General features: G+C 61.6%; 19 protein-coding genes. 12 read left to right on the top strand and 7 right to left on the bottom strand.

What is annotated here, in order from left to right:
• Window positions 1–9: 9 nt before the first annotated feature.
• The 4 genes from kdpB (at window position 10) to ACIOYV_RS12235 (ending at window position 6,320) form a co-directional block, all read left to right on the top strand.
• Complete coding sequence (gene kdpB, locus ACIOYV_RS12250; RefSeq protein WP_401323970.1) at window positions 10–2,067, top strand: potassium-transporting ATPase subunit KdpB; 2,058 nt, start codon at window positions 10–12, stop codon at window positions 2,065–2,067.
• A 156-nt stretch (window positions 2,068–2,223) separates the two neighbouring features.
• The gene (gene kdpC, locus ACIOYV_RS12245; RefSeq protein WP_401323968.1) at window positions 2,224–2,769 is read left to right on the top strand and encodes a potassium-transporting ATPase subunit KdpC; all 546 of its coding nucleotides are present in this window, start codon (window positions 2,224–2,226) and stop codon (window positions 2,767–2,769) included.
• Between the two features lie 138 nt (window positions 2,770–2,907).
• Entirely contained in the window at window positions 2,908–5,553 is a 2,646-nt protein-coding gene (locus ACIOYV_RS12240; protein WP_401323966.1) for a DUF4118 domain-containing protein, read from the top strand.
• 68 nt (window positions 5,554–5,621) lie between these two features.
• Entirely contained in the window at window positions 5,622–6,320 is a 699-nt protein-coding gene (locus ACIOYV_RS12235) for a response regulator (protein ID WP_401323964.1), read from the top strand.
• A gap of 148 nt (window positions 6,321–6,468) precedes the next feature.
• On the opposite strand, the gene ACIOYV_RS12230 is transcribed toward ACIOYV_RS12235, so the two are convergent.
• Window positions 6,469–7,506 (bottom strand): patatin-like phospholipase family protein, encoded by a 1,038-nt coding sequence (locus ACIOYV_RS12230; protein WP_401323962.1) that lies wholly within the window; start codon window positions 7,504–7,506, stop codon window positions 6,469–6,471.
• Window positions 7,507–7,728: 222 nt separating this feature from the next.
• On the opposite strand from ACIOYV_RS12230, the gene ACIOYV_RS12225 reads away from it, so the two are divergent.
• The 3 genes from ACIOYV_RS12225 (at window position 7,729) to ACIOYV_RS12215 (ending at window position 9,971) form a co-directional block, all read left to right on the top strand.
• The gene (locus ACIOYV_RS12225) at window positions 7,729–8,007 is read left to right on the top strand and encodes a hypothetical protein (protein ID WP_054051974.1); all 279 of its coding nucleotides are present in this window, start codon (window positions 7,729–7,731) and stop codon (window positions 8,005–8,007) included.
• Window positions 8,008–8,096: 89 nt separating this feature from the next.
• Entirely contained in the window at window positions 8,097–8,864 is a 768-nt protein-coding gene (locus ACIOYV_RS12220; protein ID WP_401323960.1) for a CHAD domain-containing protein, read from the top strand.
• A gap of 309 nt (window positions 8,865–9,173) precedes the next feature.
• Window positions 9,174–9,971, top strand: a complete 798-nt coding sequence (locus ACIOYV_RS12215; protein WP_401323958.1) for an acyl-CoA thioesterase — start codon at window positions 9,174–9,176, stop codon at window positions 9,969–9,971.
• Window position 9,972: 1 nt separating this feature from the next.
• Here the strand turns inward: ACIOYV_RS12215 and ACIOYV_RS12210 are convergent, their stop codons facing one another.
• The 3 genes from ACIOYV_RS12210 to ACIOYV_RS12200 form a co-directional block, all read right to left on the bottom strand.
• Window positions 9,973–10,335 carry an Mpo1-like protein gene (locus tag ACIOYV_RS12210; protein WP_265040117.1) on the bottom strand — a complete coding sequence of 121 codons (363 nt, stop codon included), beginning with the start codon at window positions 10,333–10,335 and terminating at the stop codon, window positions 9,973–9,975.
• A gap of 204 nt (window positions 10,336–10,539) precedes the next feature.
• The gene (locus ACIOYV_RS12205; protein ID WP_401323956.1) at window positions 10,540–12,024 is read right to left on the bottom strand and encodes a methyl-accepting chemotaxis protein; all 1,485 of its coding nucleotides are present in this window, start codon (window positions 12,022–12,024) and stop codon (window positions 10,540–10,542) included.
• Between the two features lie 227 nt (window positions 12,025–12,251).
• Window positions 12,252–13,061, bottom strand: a complete 810-nt coding sequence (locus tag ACIOYV_RS12200) for a TatD family hydrolase (protein WP_401323954.1) — start codon at window positions 13,059–13,061, stop codon at window positions 12,252–12,254.
• A 234-nt stretch (window positions 13,062–13,295) separates the two neighbouring features.
• On the opposite strand from ACIOYV_RS12200, the gene ACIOYV_RS12195 reads away from it, so the two are divergent.
• The 3 genes from ACIOYV_RS12195 (at window position 13,296) to ACIOYV_RS12185 (ending at window position 15,812) form a co-directional block, all read left to right on the top strand.
• Entirely contained in the window at window positions 13,296–14,717 is a 1,422-nt protein-coding gene (locus tag ACIOYV_RS12195) for a transglycosylase SLT domain-containing protein (RefSeq protein ID WP_163913191.1), read from the top strand.
• 103 nt (window positions 14,718–14,820) lie between these two features.
• Window positions 14,821–15,255 (top strand): DoxX family protein, encoded by a 435-nt coding sequence (locus tag ACIOYV_RS12190; RefSeq protein ID WP_054613922.1) that lies wholly within the window; start codon window positions 14,821–14,823, stop codon window positions 15,253–15,255.
• A 248-nt stretch (window positions 15,256–15,503) separates the two neighbouring features.
• Entirely contained in the window at window positions 15,504–15,812 is a 309-nt protein-coding gene (locus ACIOYV_RS12185) for a hypothetical protein (RefSeq protein ID WP_054051989.1), read from the top strand.
• A gap of 18 nt (window positions 15,813–15,830) precedes the next feature.
• On the opposite strand, the gene greB is transcribed toward ACIOYV_RS12185, so the two are convergent.
• From greB to ACIOYV_RS12170, 3 genes are read right to left on the bottom strand one after another with little or no spacing between them, the layout of a single operon-like run.
• Window positions 15,831–16,328, bottom strand: coding sequence for a transcription elongation factor GreB (greB, locus tag ACIOYV_RS12180; RefSeq protein ID WP_054051991.1), 498 nt, complete (start codon window positions 16,326–16,328; stop codon window positions 15,831–15,833).
• A gap of 34 nt (window positions 16,329–16,362) precedes the next feature.
• On the bottom strand, window positions 16,363–18,867 hold the full coding sequence (locus ACIOYV_RS12175; RefSeq protein WP_401323951.1) for an ABC transporter permease: 2,505 nt from the start codon (window positions 18,865–18,867) through the stop codon (window positions 16,363–16,365).
• Window positions 18,867–19,550 (bottom strand): ABC transporter ATP-binding protein, encoded by a 684-nt coding sequence (locus ACIOYV_RS12170; protein WP_054051996.1) that lies wholly within the window; start codon window positions 19,548–19,550, stop codon window positions 18,867–18,869. The genes ACIOYV_RS12175 and ACIOYV_RS12170 overlap by 1 nt, the downstream gene beginning before the upstream one ends.
• A gap of 10 nt (window positions 19,551–19,560) precedes the next feature.
• Between ACIOYV_RS12170 and ACIOYV_RS12165 the strand changes: the two genes are divergently transcribed.
• Complete coding sequence (locus ACIOYV_RS12165) at window positions 19,561–20,166, top strand: arylesterase (RefSeq protein ID WP_401323949.1); 606 nt, start codon at window positions 19,561–19,563, stop codon at window positions 20,164–20,166.
• Between the two features lie 56 nt (window positions 20,167–20,222).
• Window positions 20,223–20,516, top strand: a complete 294-nt coding sequence (locus tag ACIOYV_RS12160) for a hypothetical protein (protein WP_054051999.1) — start codon at window positions 20,223–20,225, stop codon at window positions 20,514–20,516.
• The last annotated feature ends 181 nt before the right edge of the window (window positions 20,517–20,697 follow it).

Here is a 20,697-nt window from a genome sequence, read left to right as displayed (position 1 = left end):
GAGTCAATGATGAATATGCCCGCAACTAAACCGGCGCCTGTCAAAGCCCCGGAACAACCGAAAACCGCGATCTCGGCCTTGTGGCGTCCGGCGTTGGTGCAAGCCTTCGTCAAGCTCGACCCACGGCAATTGCAGCGCGCGCCGGTGATGCTGGTGGTCGAACTGACTGCCGTGCTGACCACCGTGCTGTGCTTTATTCCCGACAGCACCGTGCCGACCTTCGTCGCCGCGCAAATCGCGTTGTGGCTATGGTTCACCGTGCTGTTCGCCAACTTCGCTGAAGCCCTGGCCGAAGGTCGCGGCAAGGCCCGCGCCGACAGCCTCAAGGCTGGTAGCGAAGGTTTGAGAGCACGCCGCCGCACCTCCAACGGCACCTTCCAGGTGGTGCCCGCCACCAGCCTGCGCAAGGACGATGTGGTGCGCGTCGAAGCCGGGGAAATGATCCCCGGTGACGGCGAGGTGATCGAGGGGATCGCGGCGGTCAACGAAGCGGCGATTACCGGTGAATCCGCGCCGGTGATTCGCGAGTCCGGCGGCGACCGTTCGGCCGTCACCGGCAACACCCGGCTGGTGTCCGACTGGCTGCTGGTGCGCATCACCGCCAACCCGGGCGAATCGACCCTGGATCGTATGATCGCCCTGGTCGAAGGCGCCAAACGCCAGAAAACCCCGAACGAAGTAGCGCTCGACATCCTGCTGATCGGCCTGACTCTGATTTTCCTGCTGGTGGTCGTCACCCTGCAACCGTTCGCTCACTTCGCCAATGGCAGCCTGCCGCTGGTGTTCCTGGTGGCGTTATTGGTCACGCTGATTCCGACCACGATTGGTGGTTTGTTGTCGGCCATCGGGATCGCCGGGATGGACCGTCTGGTGCGGCTGAACGTGATCGCCAAATCCGGGCGCGCCGTGGAGGCAGCGGGGGACGTGCACGTCCTGCTGCTGGACAAGACCGGCACCATCACTTTTGGTAACCGTCGTTGCACCGCCGTCTATGCAGCGCCAGGCGTTAACGCGAAAGAGCTGGCCGAAGGTGCGTTGTTTGCTTCGCTGGCCGACGACACCGCTGAAGGTAAATCCATCGTCGAGTACCTGCGCGGGACTCATCCGCAGCCCGAGCCGTCCGCCGAGTTGCTGACCGCCGTGCCGTTCAGCGCCGAGACTCGCCTGTCCGGTGTCGACTATCAGGGCCGCGTGTACCGCAAAGGCGCGGTGGATTCGCTGCTGGCCTTCGTCGGCCTGAAACGTGCGGATCTGGCGCCGTCCCTGTCCCGGGAAATCGACAAGATTGCCCAGAGCGGCGGTACTCCATTGCTGGTGTGTGCCGACGGCAAATTGCTTGGCGCGATCCACCTCAAGGACGTGGTCAAGCCGGGCATTCGCGAACGTTTTGCCGAGCTGCGCAAGTTGGGCATCCGCACCGTCATGGTGACCGGCGACAACCCGCTGACCGCTGCGGCGATTGCTGCTGAAGCGGGCGTGGATGACGTGCTGGCCGAAGCCACCCCGGAGAAAAAACTGGCGCGCATTCGCCACGAGCAGAACGACGGTCGCCTGGTCGCGATGTGCGGCGACGGCGCCAACGATGCCCCGGCCCTGGCCCAGGCAGATGTCGGTATGGCGATGAACGACGGTACGCAAGCGGCACGCGAGGCGGCGAACATGGTCGACCTCGACAGCGATCCGACCAAGCTGCTGGACGTGGTGCAGATCGGCAAGGAATTGCTGGTGACTCGCGGCGCGCTGACGACCTTTTCCATCGCCAACGACGTGGCCAAGTACTTCGCGATCCTGCCGGCGCTGTTCGCCTCGATCTATCCGCAACTCGGCGTGCTGAACGTCATGCACCTGAGCAGCCCGCAGAGCGCGATCCTCTCGGCGATTGTGTTCAACGCCTTGATCATCGTGGTGTTGATTCCACTGGCGTTGCGCGGTGTTCGAGTGCAAGCGGCGAGTGCCGCGGCGTTGTTGCGACGCAATCTGTTGATCTACGGCTTGGGCGGGATTCTGGTGCCGTTCGTGGGCATCAAGGCGATCGACATGCTGTTGACGGCGTTGCATTTGGTTTGACCCTGAGTGGTGTGCCCAACACACCGCCTTCGCGAGCAGGCTCGCTCCCACAATTTGAAATGCATTCCCCTGTGGGAGCGAGCCTGCTCGCGAAGAACCCGACACGGTCCACCTGACTAAACGCTGTATTTGTTCTCTGAATTCGAGGATTTTGAAATGTCCACAATGATACGTCCGGCCCTGAGCCTGCTGGTGCTGATGACCCTGATCACCGGCGTCGCCTACCCCTTGGTGGTCACCGGCGTTGCGCAAGTCGCGTTCCCGGACCAGGCCAACGGCAGTTTGGTACGTGACGCCGATGGCAAGGTCCGTGGCTCGTCGCTGATTGCCCAGGATTTCGTCGGTGACGCCTGGTTTCATCCACGGCCATCGGCCGGTGCATTTGCCACTGTGTCGAGCAGCGCCAGCAACCTCTCGCCGAGCAACCCGGCGCTGGCGACTCGAGTGATCGACGATGCCAATAAATTGCTGGTGCCAGGGCAAGGTCCGGTGCCGTTGGCGATGTTGACCACCTCCGGCAGCGGCCTCGATCCACACTTGCCTCCGGCGGCGATTGCCTATCAACTGGCGCGTGTTGCAGCGGCGCGTAATTTGCCGGTGTCGACGCTTCAGCAACTGCTGAACGCGAATATCGAGCAGCCGTTGGTGGGGCCGCCGGTGGTGAATGTGCTGGCATTGAATATCGCGCTGGAAAAGCTGTAGATCGGTGGTGGGGCCGCTATTCGCGAGCAGGCTCGCTCCCACATTGGAATGCATTTCAAAATGTGGGAGCGAGCCTGCTCGCGAAGGCGGCCGAATAATCACCACATCAACATCTGAAATAAGAAGAGAACTTCAAGCATGAGCGATTCCGGCCGCGCCGACGCATTGTTAGCAGACCTGCCCCGCGATGGCCGTGGCCGGCTCAAGGTGTTCCTTGGCGCCGCGCCCGGTGTCGGCAAGACCTACGCCATGCTGCAAGCCGCCCACACCCAACTGCGCCAGGGCGTGAAAGTCATTGCCGGCGTGGTCGAAACCCACGGTCGCGCCGAAACCGAAGCCCTGCTCGGTGGCTTGCCGCAACAACCGCTGGTGCGCTCGGAATACCGTGGCGTAATGCTCGAGGAAATGGACCTCGACGGCCTGCTCGCAGCCAAGCCGAAACTGGTGCTGGTCGACGAACTGGCCCACAGCAACGCCCCCGGCAGTCGTCACGCGAAACGCTGGCAAGACATTCAGGAACTGCTGGCCGCCGGCATCGACGTGTACACCACGGTCAACGTCCAGCACCTGGAAAGCCTCAACGATCAAGTGCGCGGCATCACCGGTGTTCAGGTCCGCGAAACCCTGCCGGATTGGGTCCTGCAAGAAGCCTATGAACTGCTGCTGATCGACCTGCCGCCCAGGGAATTGCTGGAGCGTTTGCGTGACGGCAAAGTCTACGTCCCGGAACAGGCGCGGGCGGCGATCGATGCGTTTTTCACCCAGACCAACCTCACCGCCCTGCGCGAAATGGCCATGCAAACCGCTGCGGCCCAGGTCGATGATGACTTGGCCCAAGGCTATCGCCAGCTCGGTCAGGCAGCGCCAGCCGTGCGCGGTCGCTTGCTGGTCGGGGTTGACGGCGATGCCCAGGCCGAGCGTCTGGTGCGTCATGCCAGTCGCGTTGCCCAGCGCCGGCATTTGCCGTGGAGCCTGGTGCATGTGGACAACGGCAGCGTGCGCGACGAGCAATCACGTCTGCGCCTGCAAAGTGCCCAGCAACTGGCCGAACGCCTCGGTGGCGAAGTCGTTCTGTTGCGCGCCGGTGAGGTGGCGAAAACCCTGATCCAGCACGCCGCCGAACGTCGCGCCAGCCTGGTGTTGGTCGGGCAGTCCCGCCAGCGCTTGCGTCGGCGTTTGTTCGGCGGTGGTCTGGCCTCGCGCTTGCTGCGCGATGCCCGAGGGCTGGAGATCAACGTCCTCGACAGCGATCACGAAGAACATGCACCACGCCAGCGTTCGACGCATTCGCTGGTCTGGTTCGACTACGCGCTGGCCGTGGTGGCGACGCTGTTGGCGAGTGCGTTGGCCTGGGCCGTGGCGAGTGTCTTGCCGCTGCCGAATATCTCCCTGGTGTTCCTCGCCGCCGTGTTGCTGGTGGCGGTGCGCAGCAGCCTCGGTCCGGCGCTGGCCTGTGCGGCGCTGTCGTTTCTGACCTACGACTTTCTGTTCATTCCGCCGAATTTTTCTTTCAGCATCCAGCGCGAAGAAGACGTGCTGACCCTGCTGTTTTTCCTGTTGATGGCAGCGCTCACCGGTAACCTCGCCGCGCGGCAGCGTCGACAGTTGCAGGCCCTGCGCGACACCCAGGAAGAAACCACCGAACTGCTCGATCTGTCGCGCAAACTCACTGCCGCCACCGATCGCCAGGCTGTGGTCAGCGCCGCCGCGCAACACTTGAACGGCTGGAGCGATCTGCAACTGTGCCTGCTTAATCGCGACGGGCAGGGCGGCTGGAAAGTCGAGACCGGTGGCCCACTGGAATTCTCCGAAGCCGAACGCGCCGCCGCCGATTGGGCCTGGCAACACGATCAACCGGCGGGCGCCGGCACCGGCACGCTGCCGTTCGGTCGTTGGTGGTGGTGGCCGTTGTCGGTCGAGGACGGACCGCTGGGATTACTCGGCGTGTGCGCCAAAGAAGGCCAGACCTTGAGCGGTCAGCGCCGACGTTTGTTGACCGCCCTGAGCCAACCGCTGGCCCAGGCCTTGGCACGTGCGCAATTGGCCGAGGACCTGGAAGCCGCGCGCCTGCATGGTGAAACCGAGCAACTGCGCAGCGCGTTGCTGGCTTCGGTGTCCCACGATTTGCGCACGCCGTTGACCTCCATGCGCGGCAGCATCGACAGCCTGCTGGCCCTCGGCGAAGCGATCCCGCTGGAGGATCGCCGCGAGTTGCTCGAAGGCACTCGCGACGAAGCCGAACGCCTCGACCGCTACATTCAAAACCTGCTGGACATGACCCGCCTAGGTCACGGCGCGCTGAAACTGGCGCGGGACTGGGTGTCGCCCGCCGACATCGTCGGCAGTTCGCTCAATCGCCTGCGCGCGGTGTTGGCGCCGTTGCAGGTCAGCACCGAAGTGCCGGCCGAATTGCCGTTGCTGTATGTGCATGCGGCGCTGATCGAACAGGCGCTGGTCAACGTTATGGAAAACGCTGCACGGTTTTCCCCCGCTCACGGGCGCCTGCAAGTGCGCGCCGGGGCCGATGACAGCGAGCTGTTTTTCTCGGTGAGTGATGAAGGTCCGGGGATTCCCGAAGAAGAACGCTCGAAGATTTTTGACATGTTCTACACCGCCGCTCGCGGTGATCGGGGCGGGCAGGGCACCGGGCTGGGACTGGCGATCTGTCAGGGCATGGTCGGCGCCCATGGCGGGCGGATCAGCGTCGCCGACGGCATCGAAGGTCGCGGTACCTGCATCACGTTGCACTTGCCGTTGCAGGCGCAGCCGGCCTTTGAAAATTAAGCGCTGAAAGTGAAGCCTGATCACGCTTGCGCTACTCTCTTGCCACTCCAATGTGTTGATGTGAATTCATGAGCCAGACCGCGACCATTTTGGTCATCGACGACGAACCGCAGATCCGCAAATTCCTGCGCATCAGCCTCGCCTCCCAGGGCTACAAAGTACTGGAGGCCGGCACTGGCAACGAAGGACTGGCGCAAGCGGCGCTGAACAAACCCGATCTGCTGGTGCTCGACCTCGGCTTGCCGGACATGGACGGCCAGCAAGTGCTGCGCGAATTTCGCGAATGGTCGACGGTGCCGGTGTTGGTGTTGTCGGTGCGGGCCAGCGAAGGGCAGAAAGTCGAAGCGCTGGATGGCGGCGCCAACGACTACGTGACCAAGCCGTTCGGCATTCAGGAGTTCCTTGCCCGGGTGCGCGCCTTGTTGCGTCAGGCGCCGGCGGGTGAAGCCCAGCAAGCGGCGTTGACGTTCGGGCCGCTGACTGTGGACCTGGCGTATCGCCGGGTGTTGCTCGACGGCACCGAAGTCGCGCTGACCCGCAAGGAATACGCGGTGCTGGCGCAACTGGCGCGGCATCCGGGGCGGGTGATTACCCAGCAGCAATTGCTCAAGGACATCTGGGGGCCGACCCATACCGAAGACAGCCACTATCTGCGGATTGTGGTGGGGCACTTAAGACAGAAACTGGCGGATGACCCGACACAGCCGCGGTTTATCGTGACCGAAGCAGGGGTGGGGTATCGGTTGTTGAGTGAGGGTGGGGTTTAGGTTTTGTGGTGTCTGGTAGGACGCCTTCGCGGGCAAGCCTCGCTCCTACGGATTGAGGTCGTTCACAAATATTGCGATTGCCCCGGCCCCGTAGGAGCGAGGCTTGCCCGCGAAGAGGCCCTCTCATTCACTCGAGAATCATGAGTTGTCAGCTCTGCTCTTTCTCATACCGATCCATCGTGTCCCGCGCAATCTCCCGACCCAATGCGATCAACTCCGGCGCCTTGTAGAACTCGAAAAACCGGCACACCCGCTTCGGCACATTGATCAGGACGTCCGGTGGATACCCGGCAATCTTGTATTGCGCCAACGAGGTCTGCATCACTTCGAAACTCTGGTTGATCAAGTCCAGCAAAGACGCCGGCCCGACGTTGTCGATGATGAACGAACCGGTGGCTGATTTCGGTGCGCCTTCACCTTGCGGGGCGGCCGCTGGTTGCTGGGCTTCGGGTTCGGCGGATTCGATCCACGGATTGATCTCCGCCGCTTCGGCCTTCAGTGCCTCCTGTTCCAGCAACAACAATTGTTCGGCCTGTTTGCGCCGGAACGGCATCTTCGAACCGAGCGAGTTGATCAGGCTGTTGAACCGCGACTTGAACGCCGCTGGGCGCTCGATCACCGGTAATTGGTAATGCCGCTGGTTGGTCGAGTTGAGGTTGACCGCGATGATCAGATCACAATGGCTCGACACCACCGGCACGATCGGCAACGGGTTGAGCAAACCGCCATCCACCAGCATGCGATTGCCCTGCATCACGGGCGTGAACAGGCTGGGAATCGCCGCCGAGGCGCGAATGGCCTGGTGTAGACAGCCGGCCTGGAACCAGATTTCCTGCTGGTTGGTCAGGTCGGTGGCCACTGCCGTGTAGGGAATGCGCAGGTCTTCAATATTGATCTCGCCGACGATCTTGCGAATCTGGCCGAAGACTTTCTCGCCGCGAATGGCGCCCAAGCGAAAACTCACGTCCACCAGACGCAACACATCGAGGTAATCCAGGCTTTCGATCCAGTCGCGATACTCGTCGAGTTTGCCGGCGGCATAAATCCCGCCGACCACGGCGCCCATGGAGCAACCGGCGATGCAGGCGATGTCGTAGCCACGCCGTTCGATCTCTTCAATGACACCGATATGCGCGTAGCCCCGGGCTCCACCCGAGCCCAGCACCAGTGCGACACGCTTTTTCATTAATCGCCCTCGTCTGACAAGGTTCAACAATGCACCCATCGAGGGGCGCGCTTCAATCGGTAAGGTCGTTTGCCGGGGCGGGGGCGTCGTTTTTTCGACACTGCATGGCGCCAGATGGGTATGCTCGCGAGCGCTATAGTTTGTACGGGCGGGGCAAGGCACTTTTTGCGCGGCGCACCGTCTTACTTGCACGACTGTTTATCTATCTTTGAGGTGTTATCGATGAAAGCCTGGATCTGTGTGCCTTTGATTGCCTTGGCTCTGGCCGGTTGTGCCGGCAAAACTGCGTACCGCGACAGCTGCGGCACCCAGATCGATGCGGCCTGGCATGAGCTGGACCTGGCCAAGGCCGAAGGTTTCGCCGGCACGGTCAGTTACTCCAAGGCCCTGTCGCTGTTGACCGGCGCCAAGACCCAACAGCAATTCGAAGCCTACGAAGGCTGCACCAGCAAAGCTGAAAAGGCGCGTTTCTATATTCGTGAGTCGCGCGCCGGTCGATAAGCGCATGATGTAGCTCAATGCCTGCGGCATGCGCCGCAGGCAGGATGAGATTGAGCGCGATAACGGAAACTCGATTCAGGGAGCAAGTGATGTCTGCCTTGGTTGACCGGTTGGTGGCTCAGGTCTTGAGCATTGAAGTTCGTTTGCTGGCCTGCCAGGCACGCTTGAGTGCTCGCACCGATCCGGAGGCGCTGCACGATTTGCGCACCACGGTTCGGCGCTTGCGCAGTCTGTTGCGACCGTTGCGCGGTTTGCCCGGAGTCGAGCAACTGGAAAGCGCGGCGTCCGGGGTCGGTGAACTGACCACGCCGCTGCGCGATCGCGAAGTGCTGGCGGCGTACTTGCTCCAGCACGGTCAACCCGAGGCGGCGCAGCGGCGCATGGCGCAAATGGACGTGGCTTACCCGACCGTTGCGACCAGCCCGCAGGTTATTCAACTGCTGATGATCCTCGATGCTTTTCCGCGATTCCTGCGGGCGTCCCAGCGTCAGGGGTTGCTCAAGGGCTTGCGCCAGCGCATCGAAAAGCGCCTGGCCAAGCAGTGGAAAAAACTCGATCACACCCTGCACGATCCGGCTCACGATCGTCATCTGCTGCGTTTGTTGATCAAGCGCGTGCGCTATGGCATCGAGGCCTATCCCGAACTGGATCGCCTGCCGAAAGCGGCGATGCCCCGACTCAAATCGGCCCAGGCTGCGTTGGGCGATTGGCACGATTGCTGGCAGTGGTTGCTGCGGGCGGAACAGGAGGCGGATTTGCTGCCTTGTGTCGCGGTCTGGAAAATTACCATGGCCAAGGCTGAAGGCCGCGCCGACCGCGTGCTCGATAAACTCAGCAAGGCCTGCTTCAAATCCTGAGAACACCACAAAATCCATTGTGGGAGCGAGCTTGTGTGGCGAGGGGGCTTGCCCCCGTTCGGCTGCGCAGCAGTCGTAAAAACATCGCATGCGGGTATGCATGATGCTCCACGGTCACAGGTTTTAGGGGCGCTTCGCACCCCAACGGGGGCAAGCCCCCTCACCACACAAGCTCCCACATTGGATTTTGTGTAGGCCGTGGGACCTGTGCGGCTCATCTGTCAGTGCATTTGTCCGGAATAAGCGCTGTATCCCCTCCGCAGGCTGGTTAAGATCCCTTCATTCTTTTTCCGCATTCTTGAGGTTCCCATGCGCTTTTCCGATCTGCTTGACGCTGTGCGCAGCCAACCGCAGGAATTGTCCATTCCTGCCGAATGGGGCCAGGGCCGGGCCAGTTTTGGTGGCTTGGTCGCCGCGTTGCAATACGAAGCCATGCGCGCGAAAGTCCCGGCGGATCGTCCGGTGCGTTCGCTGGCGATCACCTTTGTCGGCCCGGTCGAGCCGGATGTGCCAGTCAGTTTTGAAGTCGATGTATTACGCGAAGGCAAGGCCGTCAGCCAGGTGCTGGGCCGGGTAGTGCAGAAAGGTCAGGTGGTGACGTTGGTCCAAGGCAGCTTCGGCGCGTCGCGACCGTCCGAAGTGGCCGTGGCGGCCCAGCCAGCACCCGAGATGAAACACTGGGACGACTGCCAGGAACTGCCTTACATCAAAGGCGTGACCCCGGAATTCATGAAACATCTGGCGATGCGCTGGAGCGTCGGCGGGTTGCCGTTCACCGGGAACAAATCCCGGGACATGGGCGGTTGGGTGCGGTTGCGCGGGGATGTGAAGGAAGAAGCGCTGAGCGAGGCGTACATTCTCGCGCTGGTCGATGCCTGGCCGCCGGCCTTGTTGCCGCACCTGAACAAACCGGCGGCGGGCAGCACGCTGACCTGGACCATCGAATTCGTCCAGCCGCTGCTGGCGTTGAACACTCTGGACTGGTGCAAATACCTGGTGGACATCGAACTCGCCCGCGACGGCTACGGTCACGCGGCGGCGAAGCTGTGGAGCGCTGACGGTCAGTTGATCGCCATGAGCCGGCAGACCGTGACGATTTTCGCCTGACTCACCGGTGGTGGCGCTTACGCCAGGCGCGCCACCAGCCGCCGCTGAGGAAAAACCGTGGGAAGGTCAGGAACTGCTCGACCAGCAAGCGTGACATCGCATCTTTGCGATCAGTGAACGGCTCGGAGGCTTGCGCCTCCAGGCTGTGACCGTGACGCTGCAAACCCAGGCCGGCGATGATGCCAATCACGCCGATCACGACATTCAGCAAACTCAGGCTGAACACCCCGGACACTATCAACAGAAACCCGATAATGAACAGCGGCACCGCAATCAGGTGCAACGCCAGGTTGGTGGGGTGCTGATGATTGTGCGGGTAGGACTTCCATTGCCAGGCCGGAAGGTTGGGGTGACGTTTGCCCATGATGAAACTCCTCAAATCCATGTTGAACACATGCTTGAAGAATAGGCGCGGTGCTGGAGGGCGGCGAATCAAGGTTGGCTATCGAAGTGATAGGGGTAATGACAGAAATTGATGTTGACGGGGCGGACGCCTTCGCGGGCAAGCCTCGCTCCTACAGGTTCGCGCATTACAATGTAGGAGCGAGGCTTGCCCGCGAAGAGGCCCTCAGAGCTTCAACTGCCCTATAGCCTTACTCAACTCCCCAGCCAACGTCGCCAATTCATTACTGGTATTCGCCGAATCCACGGTCTGCTGCACGGTGTTCTCGGTCACGTCACGAATGCTCACCACCGAGCGATTCATCTCCTCCGCCACATGACTCTGCTGCTCGGCAGCCACGGCGATTTGCGTGTTGCTCTCACGCATCTGCGCCACGGCGCTGGTGATTTGCGCCAGTGCAGCGCCAGCCTCCTGAGCCTGCTGCACGCAGTCGTCAGCCTTGAACGAACTTTCCTGCATGAAATCCACGGCATCCCGCGTCCCGGCCTGCAAGGCTGAAACCATCAAGGTGATTTCATCGGTAGAAGTTTGCACGCGCTTGGCCAGGTTGCGCACTTCATCGGCTACCACTGCAAAACCACGGCCCATTTCACCGGCCCGCGCAGCCTCGATGGCGGCGTTGAGCGCCAGCAGGTTGGTTTGCTCGGCGATACTGTGAATCACACTGACCACGCCGTTGATCTTCTGACTGTCTTCGGCCAGTCGCTGGATCATCTCGGCGGTCTGTTGCACGCCGCTGGACAACCCGGCAATCGACTTTTGCACCCGACTGACCACTTCCTGGCCACTGCCAGCCAGAGTGTCGGCGCTTTGCGACAGGTCGCGGGTGGCGCCGGCGTGTTGGGCGATGTGATAAACCGTGGCGGTCATTTCATTGATTGCGGTGGCGGCTTGATCGGTTTCGCTTTGCTGACCGAGCATGCCGTGGCGCACGTCGTTCATGCTCGCCGCCAATCGCGCCGCGCCGACGTCCAGCTGCTTGGCGGTATTGGCGACGGTGTTGACCACCCGCTGATAACCGGCCTGCATCGCATTGAACGCGTTGGCCATCTGCCCGACTTCATCCTTGCAGGCCAGAGGCACGCGGGCGGACAGGTCGCCGGTTTTCTCGACGTGCAGCATTACGTCTTTTAAGGTGTTGAGCTGGCTGAGCAGGAATCTGATCAGCAATTGCGAAGCGCCGAGCATCGCCAGCATCAGGATCGCCACCGCCATCGCGTAATTGAAGAAGCGCTCGCTGAACACCTGGCTCAGGCTCGGACCGTAGGCGATCACCGCGACTTGCTGGCCGTCAGCGCGGCTGAAGACCTCGGCACCCATCAACGGGTTGTCGCCGAACAGCGGCATGGCATTGATCTCGACCCAACCGTTGTTGGTGTCCGTCAGTTCCAATACCGGTTGTTCGTTCAGCCGTGGGGCCTGGCCGTGACTGAACGTCAGCACGTTGTCGGCCTTGGGCAATGGCTGCCCGCCGGGCCAGGCGCTGAGCAAACGCGCCTGGGCTTGGGCCGACGCCTGAGAAGCGTGGCTGCGGGCCTGCTGTTCGAGTTGTACGGCGTACAACACCAACAGCAGGGTAGTGACGAAGGCGACCGCATTGACCGCCCAGAATTTATATTTCAGCGAGATGTTGCTAAGCCAGGCACCCATAGGAAGGTCTTCTCTGATAGCGGAAACAGCATTGGCAAGGTGCCAGTATTGTGCCGCTATGCAGGGGGTTGGATTTGACGCAGGTCAACAACAGATACACAGATATTGAAGACAACACTGATCCCCTGTGGGAGCGAGCTTGCTCGCGATGGCGATGGCACATTCACTAACAAGGTGTCTGTCAGACCGCTTTCGCGAGCAAGCTCGCTCCCACAGGGGAGTTGGGGTTACTGGGGAATTGAGGGGAGACGGAAGAATGCCCGCGCACAAGCCGTCGTATGCGCCGCCAGGTCCTCTTCGCTCTCTTCACGATGCAACGCCACTTCACGCAGCACCTCGGTCAGATACGCCGGCTCGTTGCGCCCATTCTTCGGCTTCGGCCGCAAACTGCGCGGCAGCAGATATGGCGCATCGCTCTCCAGCATCAAGCGGCCGCGCTTGATCTCTTTCACCAGCGGATGCAGGTGCGTGCCCCGACGCTCATCGCAGATCCACCCTGTGATGCCGATGTGCAGATCCAGGTCGAGGTAGCTGAACAGCGCTTTCTTTTCGCCGGTGAAGCAATGCACCACGGCGGCGGGCAACTGATCGCGGTAGTCCCGCAGGATTTCCAGCAGGCGCTGGCTGGCGTCGCGCTCATGCAGGAACACCGGCAATTGCAGCTCGACCGCCATGGCCAGATGCTGCTCAAGGACCTTTTCCTGCTGCGGGCGCGGCGAGAAGTCGCGGTTGAAATCCAGCCCGCATTCGCCCACGGCGACCATGTTCGGCTCCTTGAGCAAACTGCGCAGGCGCTGTTCGCTGTCGGCGTTCCAGTCGCTGGCGGAGTGGGGGTGAATGCCGGCGGTGGCGAACAGCCGTTGTGCGCTGTCATCCAGTTGCCGACACAGCTCCAACGCCTGCTCGCTGCCGTCCACGCTGGTCCCGGTCAGCACCAATTGGCAGACCCCGGCCGCGTAGGCGCGATCAAGTACTGCCTGGTGTTTATCGTCGAAACTGGGGTTGGTCAGGTTGACGCCGATATCGATGAGTTGCATGGTGCTACCTCGGACCAAAGGCCGGAAAGCATATCAGAGCTGTAGATTTATAAGAAAAGCCAAGAACTACAACGAGTTGAAGCTGTCTCTTGATGCCGCGAGACAGGTCGGGTTGGTGAAACTGCCATCACTGTGCCAGTCTTGCGCACGTTGCCAGCGCTCCAGGCGCTCTGTTTCTGTCGTTCGATGTCATGAATTTTCGTGAGGTCGGCCAGTATTCTTTCCGGAGAGTGGATGACACGTCCCTCGGTTTTGCTACTGCTGTGTTGTTCGTTGCTGCTGCCGTTGCCGGCGGTTGCGCGTCTGGCCGGACCGCTGCAAGCCGTGCCGGCCACCAAGGTGCGCGATCTGGCGGAAATCCGCAGCAGCCGTGTGCTGAAAGTCCTGGTCAACCAGAGCCGTAACAGCTCCGGCGAAGTCCAGGGGCAGGCCATCGGCGTCGAATACCATCGCCTGCGCGCCTTCGAGCAATACCTCAACGGGCATGCCCGCGACGGCCAGGAAATCACCCTCAAGATCATCCCCAAAGCCAAGGATCAACTGCTCGGCGCGTTGCAGCGCGGCGAGGGCGATCTGGTGGCGCCGGGAGAATTGCTTGATCCGCAATCCGGCCACGCGGTCAGTACCAGCGAACCGATTGCCAGCAACGTGCCGCTGATTCTGGTCGGGATCAAGGGCGAACGCCGTTACACGAAACTCGAACAGCTCTCCGGCAAGACCCTGGCGTTGCCCACGGGCAGTGCCGCCGGGGATGCGGTCAGCCAGATCAACCAGAAACTTGCCCTGCACAAACTGGCGCCGATAACGGTCGAGTGGGTCGATCCCAGTCTGGCGGTCGAGGACGTGCTGGAGATGGTTCAGGGTGGCATCTTCCACCTGACCATCGTCGAGCAACCGATCGCCGAGCGCTGGGGCAAGATCCTGCCCAAGTTGCGCTTCGATCGGCAGTTGCTGATCAGCGAGCCGGGCGAGGAATACTGGTTCGTGCGCCGCGATGCGTCGATGCTGCGGGCCAGTATCGATCGCTTCCTGACCACTTATAAAAAGCCGTCGGATGAGGACGTGGCATTCCTGCGTATCTACCGACGGCTGTATCAAGTCCACTATCCGCTGGCCAAGGCTGACCGACAGCGTCTGGAAAAACTACGCCCGGTGTTGCAGAAGCACGCAGATGCCCAAGGTATGGATTGGCTGAACCTGGCGGCGCTGGCGTTCAAGGAGTCGGCGCTGCAACCCGAAGCTCGCGGTGGCGGCGGCCCGACCGGCCTGATGCAGATCACCCCGTCCGCCGCCCAGCGCGTCGGGGTCAACAATATTCAAAATCTCGACGCCAATGTGCAGGCCGGGGCCAAATACCTGGCGATGATCCGTCGCAAATTCTTCTCCAGCCCCAAACTCAACGAGCGCGAGCGCATGGCGTTTGTGCTGGCGGCCTACAACATGGGGCCGGAACGGGTTCAGGGGATGCGCGCCGAGGCCCGGCGCCGGGGTTTGAATCCGAATCAGTGGTTCTTCCAGGTCGAGCGCATTGCCATGGAGCAGGTGGGGATGGGCGCCGTCAGCTATGTTAATAGCGTGAACAAGTATTACTTGGCGTTCGATCGGGAGCGGGAGTCGTTGGAGCCTCAGGGGCAAAAAGTCGCCTCTCGGAAATGATCGACTAAACTGATGGTTATGGCGAAATATTTGCGCTTTTATCATTCGATTTAACGATTAGTATAGCGGCCAACCAACACACACATTCAATGGATGACACAGCATGAGCTCACTGATCAACAAAGTACTGTTTACCCGCGCTGGCTACGGCCTGACTGTTCTGCGGATCGTTGTCGGCATTATCTTCGCTGCCCACGGCTCGCAGAAACTCTTCGGGATGTTCGGTGGCTACGGCATTGCCGGCACCGCGCAGTACATGGAAAGCCTGGGCCTGGCGCCGGGTCACTTGATGGCGATCCTGGCCGGTGGCACCGAGTTCTTCGCTGGCCTGGCCTTGATCATCGGCCTGCTGGTGCGTCCGGCGGCACTGGGTCTGATCTTCCTGTCGCTGGTCGCTATCTTCACGGTGCACATCAGCAACGGTTTGTTCATGGCCAACAACGGTTATGAGTTCGCCCTGGCCTTGCTCGGTGGCAGCATCGCGGTACTGATCGAAGGTGCCGGCAAGCTCTCGGCGGACCGCGCCATCGCCGGCTGACCGCTCTGGCTCAACGAAAAGGCCCGCATTGTGCGGGCCTTTTTTGTTGCGCGTCATTCTTGACACTGTCCGGTCAGGTTCTCTAGGATGCTGCTCATGCGCCGATTTAAACAGCTACTTGCGGGGCGCCAGGTGACTCATTCAGTTGCCGATAGAAGCTTGAGTCAGGCTTCGAAATACCGCTAAAGCGCTGGTTCGGTGTTGCCTCTCACCTGCCATGCAGACTTTCGAGGCAGAGACACGACCCAATGAATGCACTAAGCCCCGTTGTACGCCCCGCGCCGATCACGGCACACCTCACCCAGCGCAATCCAAAAATCCTGCTTGGCGGTAAACATCAGCCGACGCTTCTGCGTTATCTCGATGGCTGGCCACGTCGCACCGGCGGTCCTGCCGCGTTCCTGATCCAGTTTGTCGAAGACGGCGAGTCCCTGGCGCGTTTTGCCAACGACAGTTTCGATCTGGCGGTGATTCAGTCGCCCACGCTTGAAGACGCACCGGAAGTGATCCGGCAACTGACTCGCGTTGCCCGTCAGGGGTTGATTACCCGGCGCTGAGAATTACAGCGCTGCGGCTCATGGATACTCGATCGCCACGATGTACACGCACTGCTCGCCAGTCGGTGTCTGGACCCGCACTTCAGCGTCCAGCGCCTTGCCGATCAGTGCCCGCGCCAATGGTGAATCGATACTGATCAAGCCCAGTTTCAGATCCAGTTCATCCGGGCCGACGATGCGGTAGCGCGACTCTTTGCCTTCTTCATCTTCAATCGTCACCCAGGCACCAAAGTAAACCTTGTTCGGATCACTGGGCTTTTCGCTGACGACTTTCAGGGCTTCCAGGCGCTTGGTGAGAAAACGCACGCGGCTGTCGATCTCGCGCAGCATTTTTTTGCCGTAGGTGTACTCGGCGTTTTCCGAGCGATCACCCTGGGCCGCCGCCTCGCTGACCGATTGCGTCACCTGCGGGCGGCGCACGTGCCAGAGTTCGTGAAACTCGGCACGCATCCGCGCTTCACCTTCGGGGGTGATCAGCGCGGTGCCAGCGGTGCGGGGAGGGCGATAACGGCTCATGGTGACTTCTTGTAGTAGAGAGTGCTTGAGTCTATCAACCCTCGCGCAAGACTGTCAGGGGGCTGGCATTCAAGGCGCGACGCGTTCCGAACACACCAGCGCCGCCGATCAGCACCGCGCCAATCAATGGCAACACCAGCAACCACGGATGCGGATGCCAAGGCAGGTCGAAGGCGTAGCGGTAAAGCACCAGGCTGACCAACTCCGAACCCAGTGCCGCCAGCAACCCGCTGACCGCGCCGAGCAGGCCGAACTCGATCCGCCGGGCCTTGACCAGCAACTGGCGCTCCGCCCCGAGTGCCCGCAACAACGCGCCTTGGCGAATCCGTTCATCCAGCGTGGCCTGCAGACCGGAGAACAGCACCGCCATCCCCGCCGCCAATACAAACAACAACACGTACTCCACCGCCAGAGTGACCTGGGCGAGGATGCTGCGCAGCTGTTCCAGCAAGGCCTCGACTTGCAGAATGGTCACGGCCGGGAACGCCCGGGACAGATCGACAATCTGCTGATCGTGACCCGCCGCCAGGTAGAAACTGGTGAGGTAAGTCGCCGGCAAATCTTTCAAGGTGCCCGGCTGGAAGATCATGAAGAAGTTCGGCTGGAAGTTGTCCCAGTTGATCTCCCGCAGGCTGGTGACTTTCGCTTCGCGATTGACCCCGCCGACAGTGAATACCAGATGATCGCCCAGCTTGAGTTTCAGGCTCTCGGCGACCTTGCCTTCGACCGACACGCCAGGAATCTCATCCGGCGTCTGTTCGGTCCACCAGTTACCCGAGGTGAGCTTGTTGCCCGCCGGCAGGTCCGCCGCCCAGGTCAGGCTCAGGTCACGCTGGATCGCCCGGTCACCGGCCGAATCCTTGCTGACGATGTCCTGCACCGCTTCGCCATTGATGCTGATCAACCTGCCCGGCACCACCGGGTACAGCGGCGCCGATTGCGCCGACAGTTCGATCAGTCGATCAGTAAACGCCTGCTTGTCCGCCGGCAAAATGTTCAGCGCGAAATAATTCGGCGCATTTTTCGGCAGTTGGTTTTGCCAGGTATCGAGCAGTTCGCCGCGCAGCAAAGCGATCAGCGCCATGGACAGCAGAATCAAACCGAAGGCCAGGGATTGGCCGGCCGCTGCCAGTGGATGACGCAGTAATTGACCCAGACCCAAACGCCAAGGCAACGAAGCACGGGCCAACAACCGGCGCAGGCTATTGAGCAGCAACAGCAGCAAGCCGCCGAGCACCACGGCCGCGATTACGCCGCCACCGAGCAGGGCGAAGGTCAGGACCAAGTCCAGGCTCAAGCGCCACATGATCAGCCCTAGCGCACCCAGCGCCGCGCCGTAGACCATCCAGGTGCTGGACGGGATTGGCAGCATGTCCCGACGCAACACCCGCAATGGCGGGACCCGGCCGAGTGCGGCGAGTGGCGGCAGGGCGAAACCGGCCAGCGCCACCAGCCCGGTGCCGATCCCGGCAACCGCCGGCAGCAAACCACCCGGAGGAACATCGGTAGGCAGCAAGTCATGCAGCAGCGCAAACAGCCCGAGCTGCGCGAGCCAGCCGAGGAGGGCGCCGCTGAGACTGGCGAGCAGGCCGAGTACCGTCAGCTGCAAACTGAACAGCACCATGGTTTCCCGACGTGACAAGCCCAGGCAGCGCAGCAAGGCGCTGGCATCGAATCGGCGCGTGGCGAAGCGTGTCGCCGACAGCGCCACCGCTACACCCGACAGTAAAACGGCGACCAGACTGGCCATGTTCAAATAGCGTTCAGCCTTGCCCAACGCGCCGCCGATTTGCCGGTTGCCGTCTCGGGCATCCTGGATACGTTGGTTAGCCGCCAGTCCCGGTTTGATCAACTGACGATAAGTTTCCAGCGCCTCGGCCTTACCGCGCCAGAGTTCGCGGTAACTGACGCGGCTGCCGGGTTGCACCACGCCGGTGGCGGTGAGGTCGTTTAAGTTGATCAACACCCGTGGTGTCAGGCTGTAGAAATTGCCGGCGCGGTCGGGCTCGTAAGTCAGCACCCGCGTCAGCTTCAGGGTTTTCATGCCGACATCGATGCTGTCGCCGATCTTCAGGTCCAGCGCCGTCAGCAACCGTGCCTCAACCCAGGCTTCACCGGATTTCGGCCCGCCACCGGGCTCTTCAGGAGCGAAGGGCGCGGGGGCACTTTTCAGTTCTCCGCGCAGCGGATAGACATCGTCGGCTGCCTTGATGCTGGACAACTGGATGCCGTTGTCGGTCGCGATGACGCTGGAAAACTCCACCACCTGGGCGTGTTCCAGACCCAGCTCGGTGCCGCTCTTGATCTGTTCCGGTCGCGCCGGCGAACTGCCTTCGAGCAACAGGTCGGCGCCAAGGAACTCGGTGGCGCGCAACATCATGGCGCCGTTGAGGCGGGCGCCGAAATAACCGATGGCGGTACTCGCCGCCACGGCCACCAGCAAGGCAAAGAACAACACCCGCAGTTCACCGGCGCGGGCGTCGCGCAACAGTTGGCGGATGGCGAGGCTGAACAGGCGCAATAGCGGCAAGCGTGCCATCAAGGCTCCAGAGGGGCGACCAGCAGGCCGGCTTCAAGGCGGATCAGGCGCCGGCAACGATGTGCCAGGCGTTCGTCGTGGGTCACCAGCACCAGGGTCGTGCCGCGTTCCTTGTTCAGTTCGAACAGCAGATCGCTGATGCGCTCGCCGGTGTGGCTGTCGAGGTTGCCGGTGGGTTCATCGGCAAACAGCACGTCCGGTTCAGCGGCAAACGCACGGGCAATCGCCACGCGCTGCTGTTCCCCGCCGGAGAGCTGGCGTGGCGAGTGAGTCAGGCGCTGGCCCAGGCCAACCCGCTGCAACAATTCGGTGGCGCGCTGTCGCGCATCTTTGCGGCCGTCGAGTTCCAGGGGCAGCATGACGTTTTCCAGGGCGTTGAGGCTGTCGAGCAACTGAAAGGACTGGAAGACAAATCCCACATGCTCGGCGCGGATGCGTGCCCGTTGATCTTCATCAAGATTGCTCAAGGCTTGCCCGGCGAGGGTGACTTCACCACTGCTCGGCAGATCGAGGCCGGCCAGCAGGCCGAGGAGGGTGGATTTGCCGGAACCGGAGGCGCCGACAATGGCCAAACTGTCGCCCTTGTTCAGTTCCAGGCTGAGTTCGTGCAGGATAGTCAGTTCACCTTCCGCGCTGGGAACCACTTTGCTGAGGTTCTTCGCGGTGAGAATGCTTGCGCCCATGGAGAATCCGATGCGTGTGTGGTTTTTGAGTGCTGGCCTGGCCTTGATGTGCATGGCCCAGAACGCAGCGGCGGGTACAGTCCTGATCGTTGGCGATAGTATCAGCGCCGGTTTCGGACTGGATACCCGCTTGGGGTGGGTGTCGCTGCTTGAGCAACGGCTCAAGCGCGAAGGTTTCGACGATAAAGTGGTCAACGCCTCCATCAGCGGCGACACCAGTGCCGGAGGCCAGGCACGCCTGCCGGCGCTGCTTGCAGAGCATAAACCGGAGTTGGTGATCCTCGAGTTGGGAGGCAACGACGGCTTGCGCGGAATGCTGCCAACGCAATTGCAACAAAACCTTGCGGCGATGATCGACAGCTCCAAAGCGAGCGGTGCCAAAGTCTTGTTGCTGGGCATGCAACTGCCACCGAACTACGGTGCCCGTTACACCGAGGCCTTTGCGAAGGTCTATGGCACGCTGGCAGAGGAGAAAAAAATCCCGCTGGTACCATTTTTTCTCGAAGGAATCGGCGGCCATCCAGACCTGATGCAAGCCGACGGCCTGCATCCGGCCGTGGCGGCTCAGGACAAGTTGCTGGAAAATGTCTGGCCGACACTGAAACCGCTGCTTTGACGCTTTTCTAGTGGCGGTGTTTCGGCTAAGGTGGCGCCCCCGATTTGGAGCCCCCGATGCCGCGTCCTGCCTGGTCCCTTTTTGCCTACCAACTGATCGAGCCTGACGAGCAGCTGGATCTGTTCGCCTGCCAGGAAGTGCGGGTGCATCTGGTGGCGCGTCAGCTGGAGCTCGGCGGTTCGGCGGACCGAACCCTGTGTGGCAGCCTGTTGCCGGCACAGCCGCGCTGGTCGAGCGTGAATCGCACGGTGTTCCAGGACCAGCGTTTGTGCTCGCTGTGCCGGGCCATCCTCGAGTCGCAGAAACGCGGCACCTCGCCGATCTGGCCGGAACTACGGTTCGAGCTTTAGACCTGTGTGATGGGCTTGTGTGGCGAGGGGGCTTGCCCCCGTTGCGCTGCGAGGCAGTGCCAATCCTGCGGCCTGGTTTTAACTGGCGCACCGAGTGTGATGAATTTACGACTGCTTCGCAGCCGAACGGGGGCGAGCCCCCTCGCCACAAAAGCATTTCCAGCCACATGAAAAAAACGTC

The sequence above is a fragment of the Pseudomonas sp. NPDC087342 genome (assembly GCF_044744265.1).
Taxonomy (GTDB): domain Bacteria; phylum Pseudomonadota; class Gammaproteobacteria; order Pseudomonadales; family Pseudomonadaceae; genus Aquipseudomonas; species Aquipseudomonas nunensis.
Note: the sequence above shows the minus strand (reverse complement) of the source record. Positions and strands in the feature narration are given on the sequence as shown.

Bases quoted from the DNA above. Each gene is read 5' to 3' on its own strand.
- kdpB (WP_401323970.1), top strand. From the start codon at position 10: ATGAATATGCCCGCAACTAAACCGGCGCCTGTCAAAGCCCCGGAACAA.
- kdpC (WP_401323968.1), top strand. From the start codon at position 2,224: ATGTCCACAATGATACGTCCGGCCCTGAGCCTGCTGGTGCTGATGACC.
- ACIOYV_RS12240 (WP_401323966.1), top strand. From the start codon at position 2,908: ATGAGCGATTCCGGCCGCGCCGACGCATTGTTAGCAGACCTGCCCCGC.
- ACIOYV_RS12235 (WP_401323964.1), top strand. From the start codon at position 5,622: ATGAGCCAGACCGCGACCATTTTGGTCATCGACGACGAACCGCAGATC.
- ACIOYV_RS12230 (WP_401323962.1), bottom strand. From the start codon at position 7,506: ATGAAAAAGCGTGTCGCACTGGTGCTGGGCTCGGGTGGAGCCCGGGGC.
- ACIOYV_RS12225 (WP_054051974.1), top strand. From the start codon at position 7,729: ATGAAAGCCTGGATCTGTGTGCCTTTGATTGCCTTGGCTCTGGCCGGT.
- ACIOYV_RS12220 (WP_401323960.1), top strand. From the start codon at position 8,097: ATGTCTGCCTTGGTTGACCGGTTGGTGGCTCAGGTCTTGAGCATTGAA.
- ACIOYV_RS12215 (WP_401323958.1), top strand. From the start codon at position 9,174: ATGCGCTTTTCCGATCTGCTTGACGCTGTGCGCAGCCAACCGCAGGAA.
- ACIOYV_RS12210 (WP_265040117.1), bottom strand. From the start codon at position 10,335: ATGGGCAAACGTCACCCCAACCTTCCGGCCTGGCAATGGAAGTCCTAC.
- ACIOYV_RS12205 (WP_401323956.1), bottom strand. From the start codon at position 12,024: ATGGGTGCCTGGCTTAGCAACATCTCGCTGAAATATAAATTCTGGGCG.
- ACIOYV_RS12200 (WP_401323954.1), bottom strand. From the start codon at position 13,061: ATGCAACTCATCGATATCGGCGTCAACCTGACCAACCCCAGTTTCGAC.
- ACIOYV_RS12195 (WP_163913191.1), top strand. From the start codon at position 13,296: ATGACACGTCCCTCGGTTTTGCTACTGCTGTGTTGTTCGTTGCTGCTG.
- ACIOYV_RS12190 (WP_054613922.1), top strand. From the start codon at position 14,821: ATGAGCTCACTGATCAACAAAGTACTGTTTACCCGCGCTGGCTACGGC.
- ACIOYV_RS12185 (WP_054051989.1), top strand. From the start codon at position 15,504: ATGAATGCACTAAGCCCCGTTGTACGCCCCGCGCCGATCACGGCACAC.
- greB (WP_054051991.1), bottom strand. From the start codon at position 16,328: ATGAGCCGTTATCGCCCTCCCCGCACCGCTGGCACCGCGCTGATCACC.
- ACIOYV_RS12175 (WP_401323951.1), bottom strand. From the start codon at position 18,867: ATGGCACGCTTGCCGCTATTGCGCCTGTTCAGCCTCGCCATCCGCCAA.
- ACIOYV_RS12170 (WP_054051996.1), bottom strand. From the start codon at position 19,550: ATGGGCGCAAGCATTCTCACCGCGAAGAACCTCAGCAAAGTGGTTCCC.
- ACIOYV_RS12165 (WP_401323949.1), top strand. From the start codon at position 19,561: ATGCGTGTGTGGTTTTTGAGTGCTGGCCTGGCCTTGATGTGCATGGCC.
- ACIOYV_RS12160 (WP_054051999.1), top strand. From the start codon at position 20,223: ATGCCGCGTCCTGCCTGGTCCCTTTTTGCCTACCAACTGATCGAGCCT.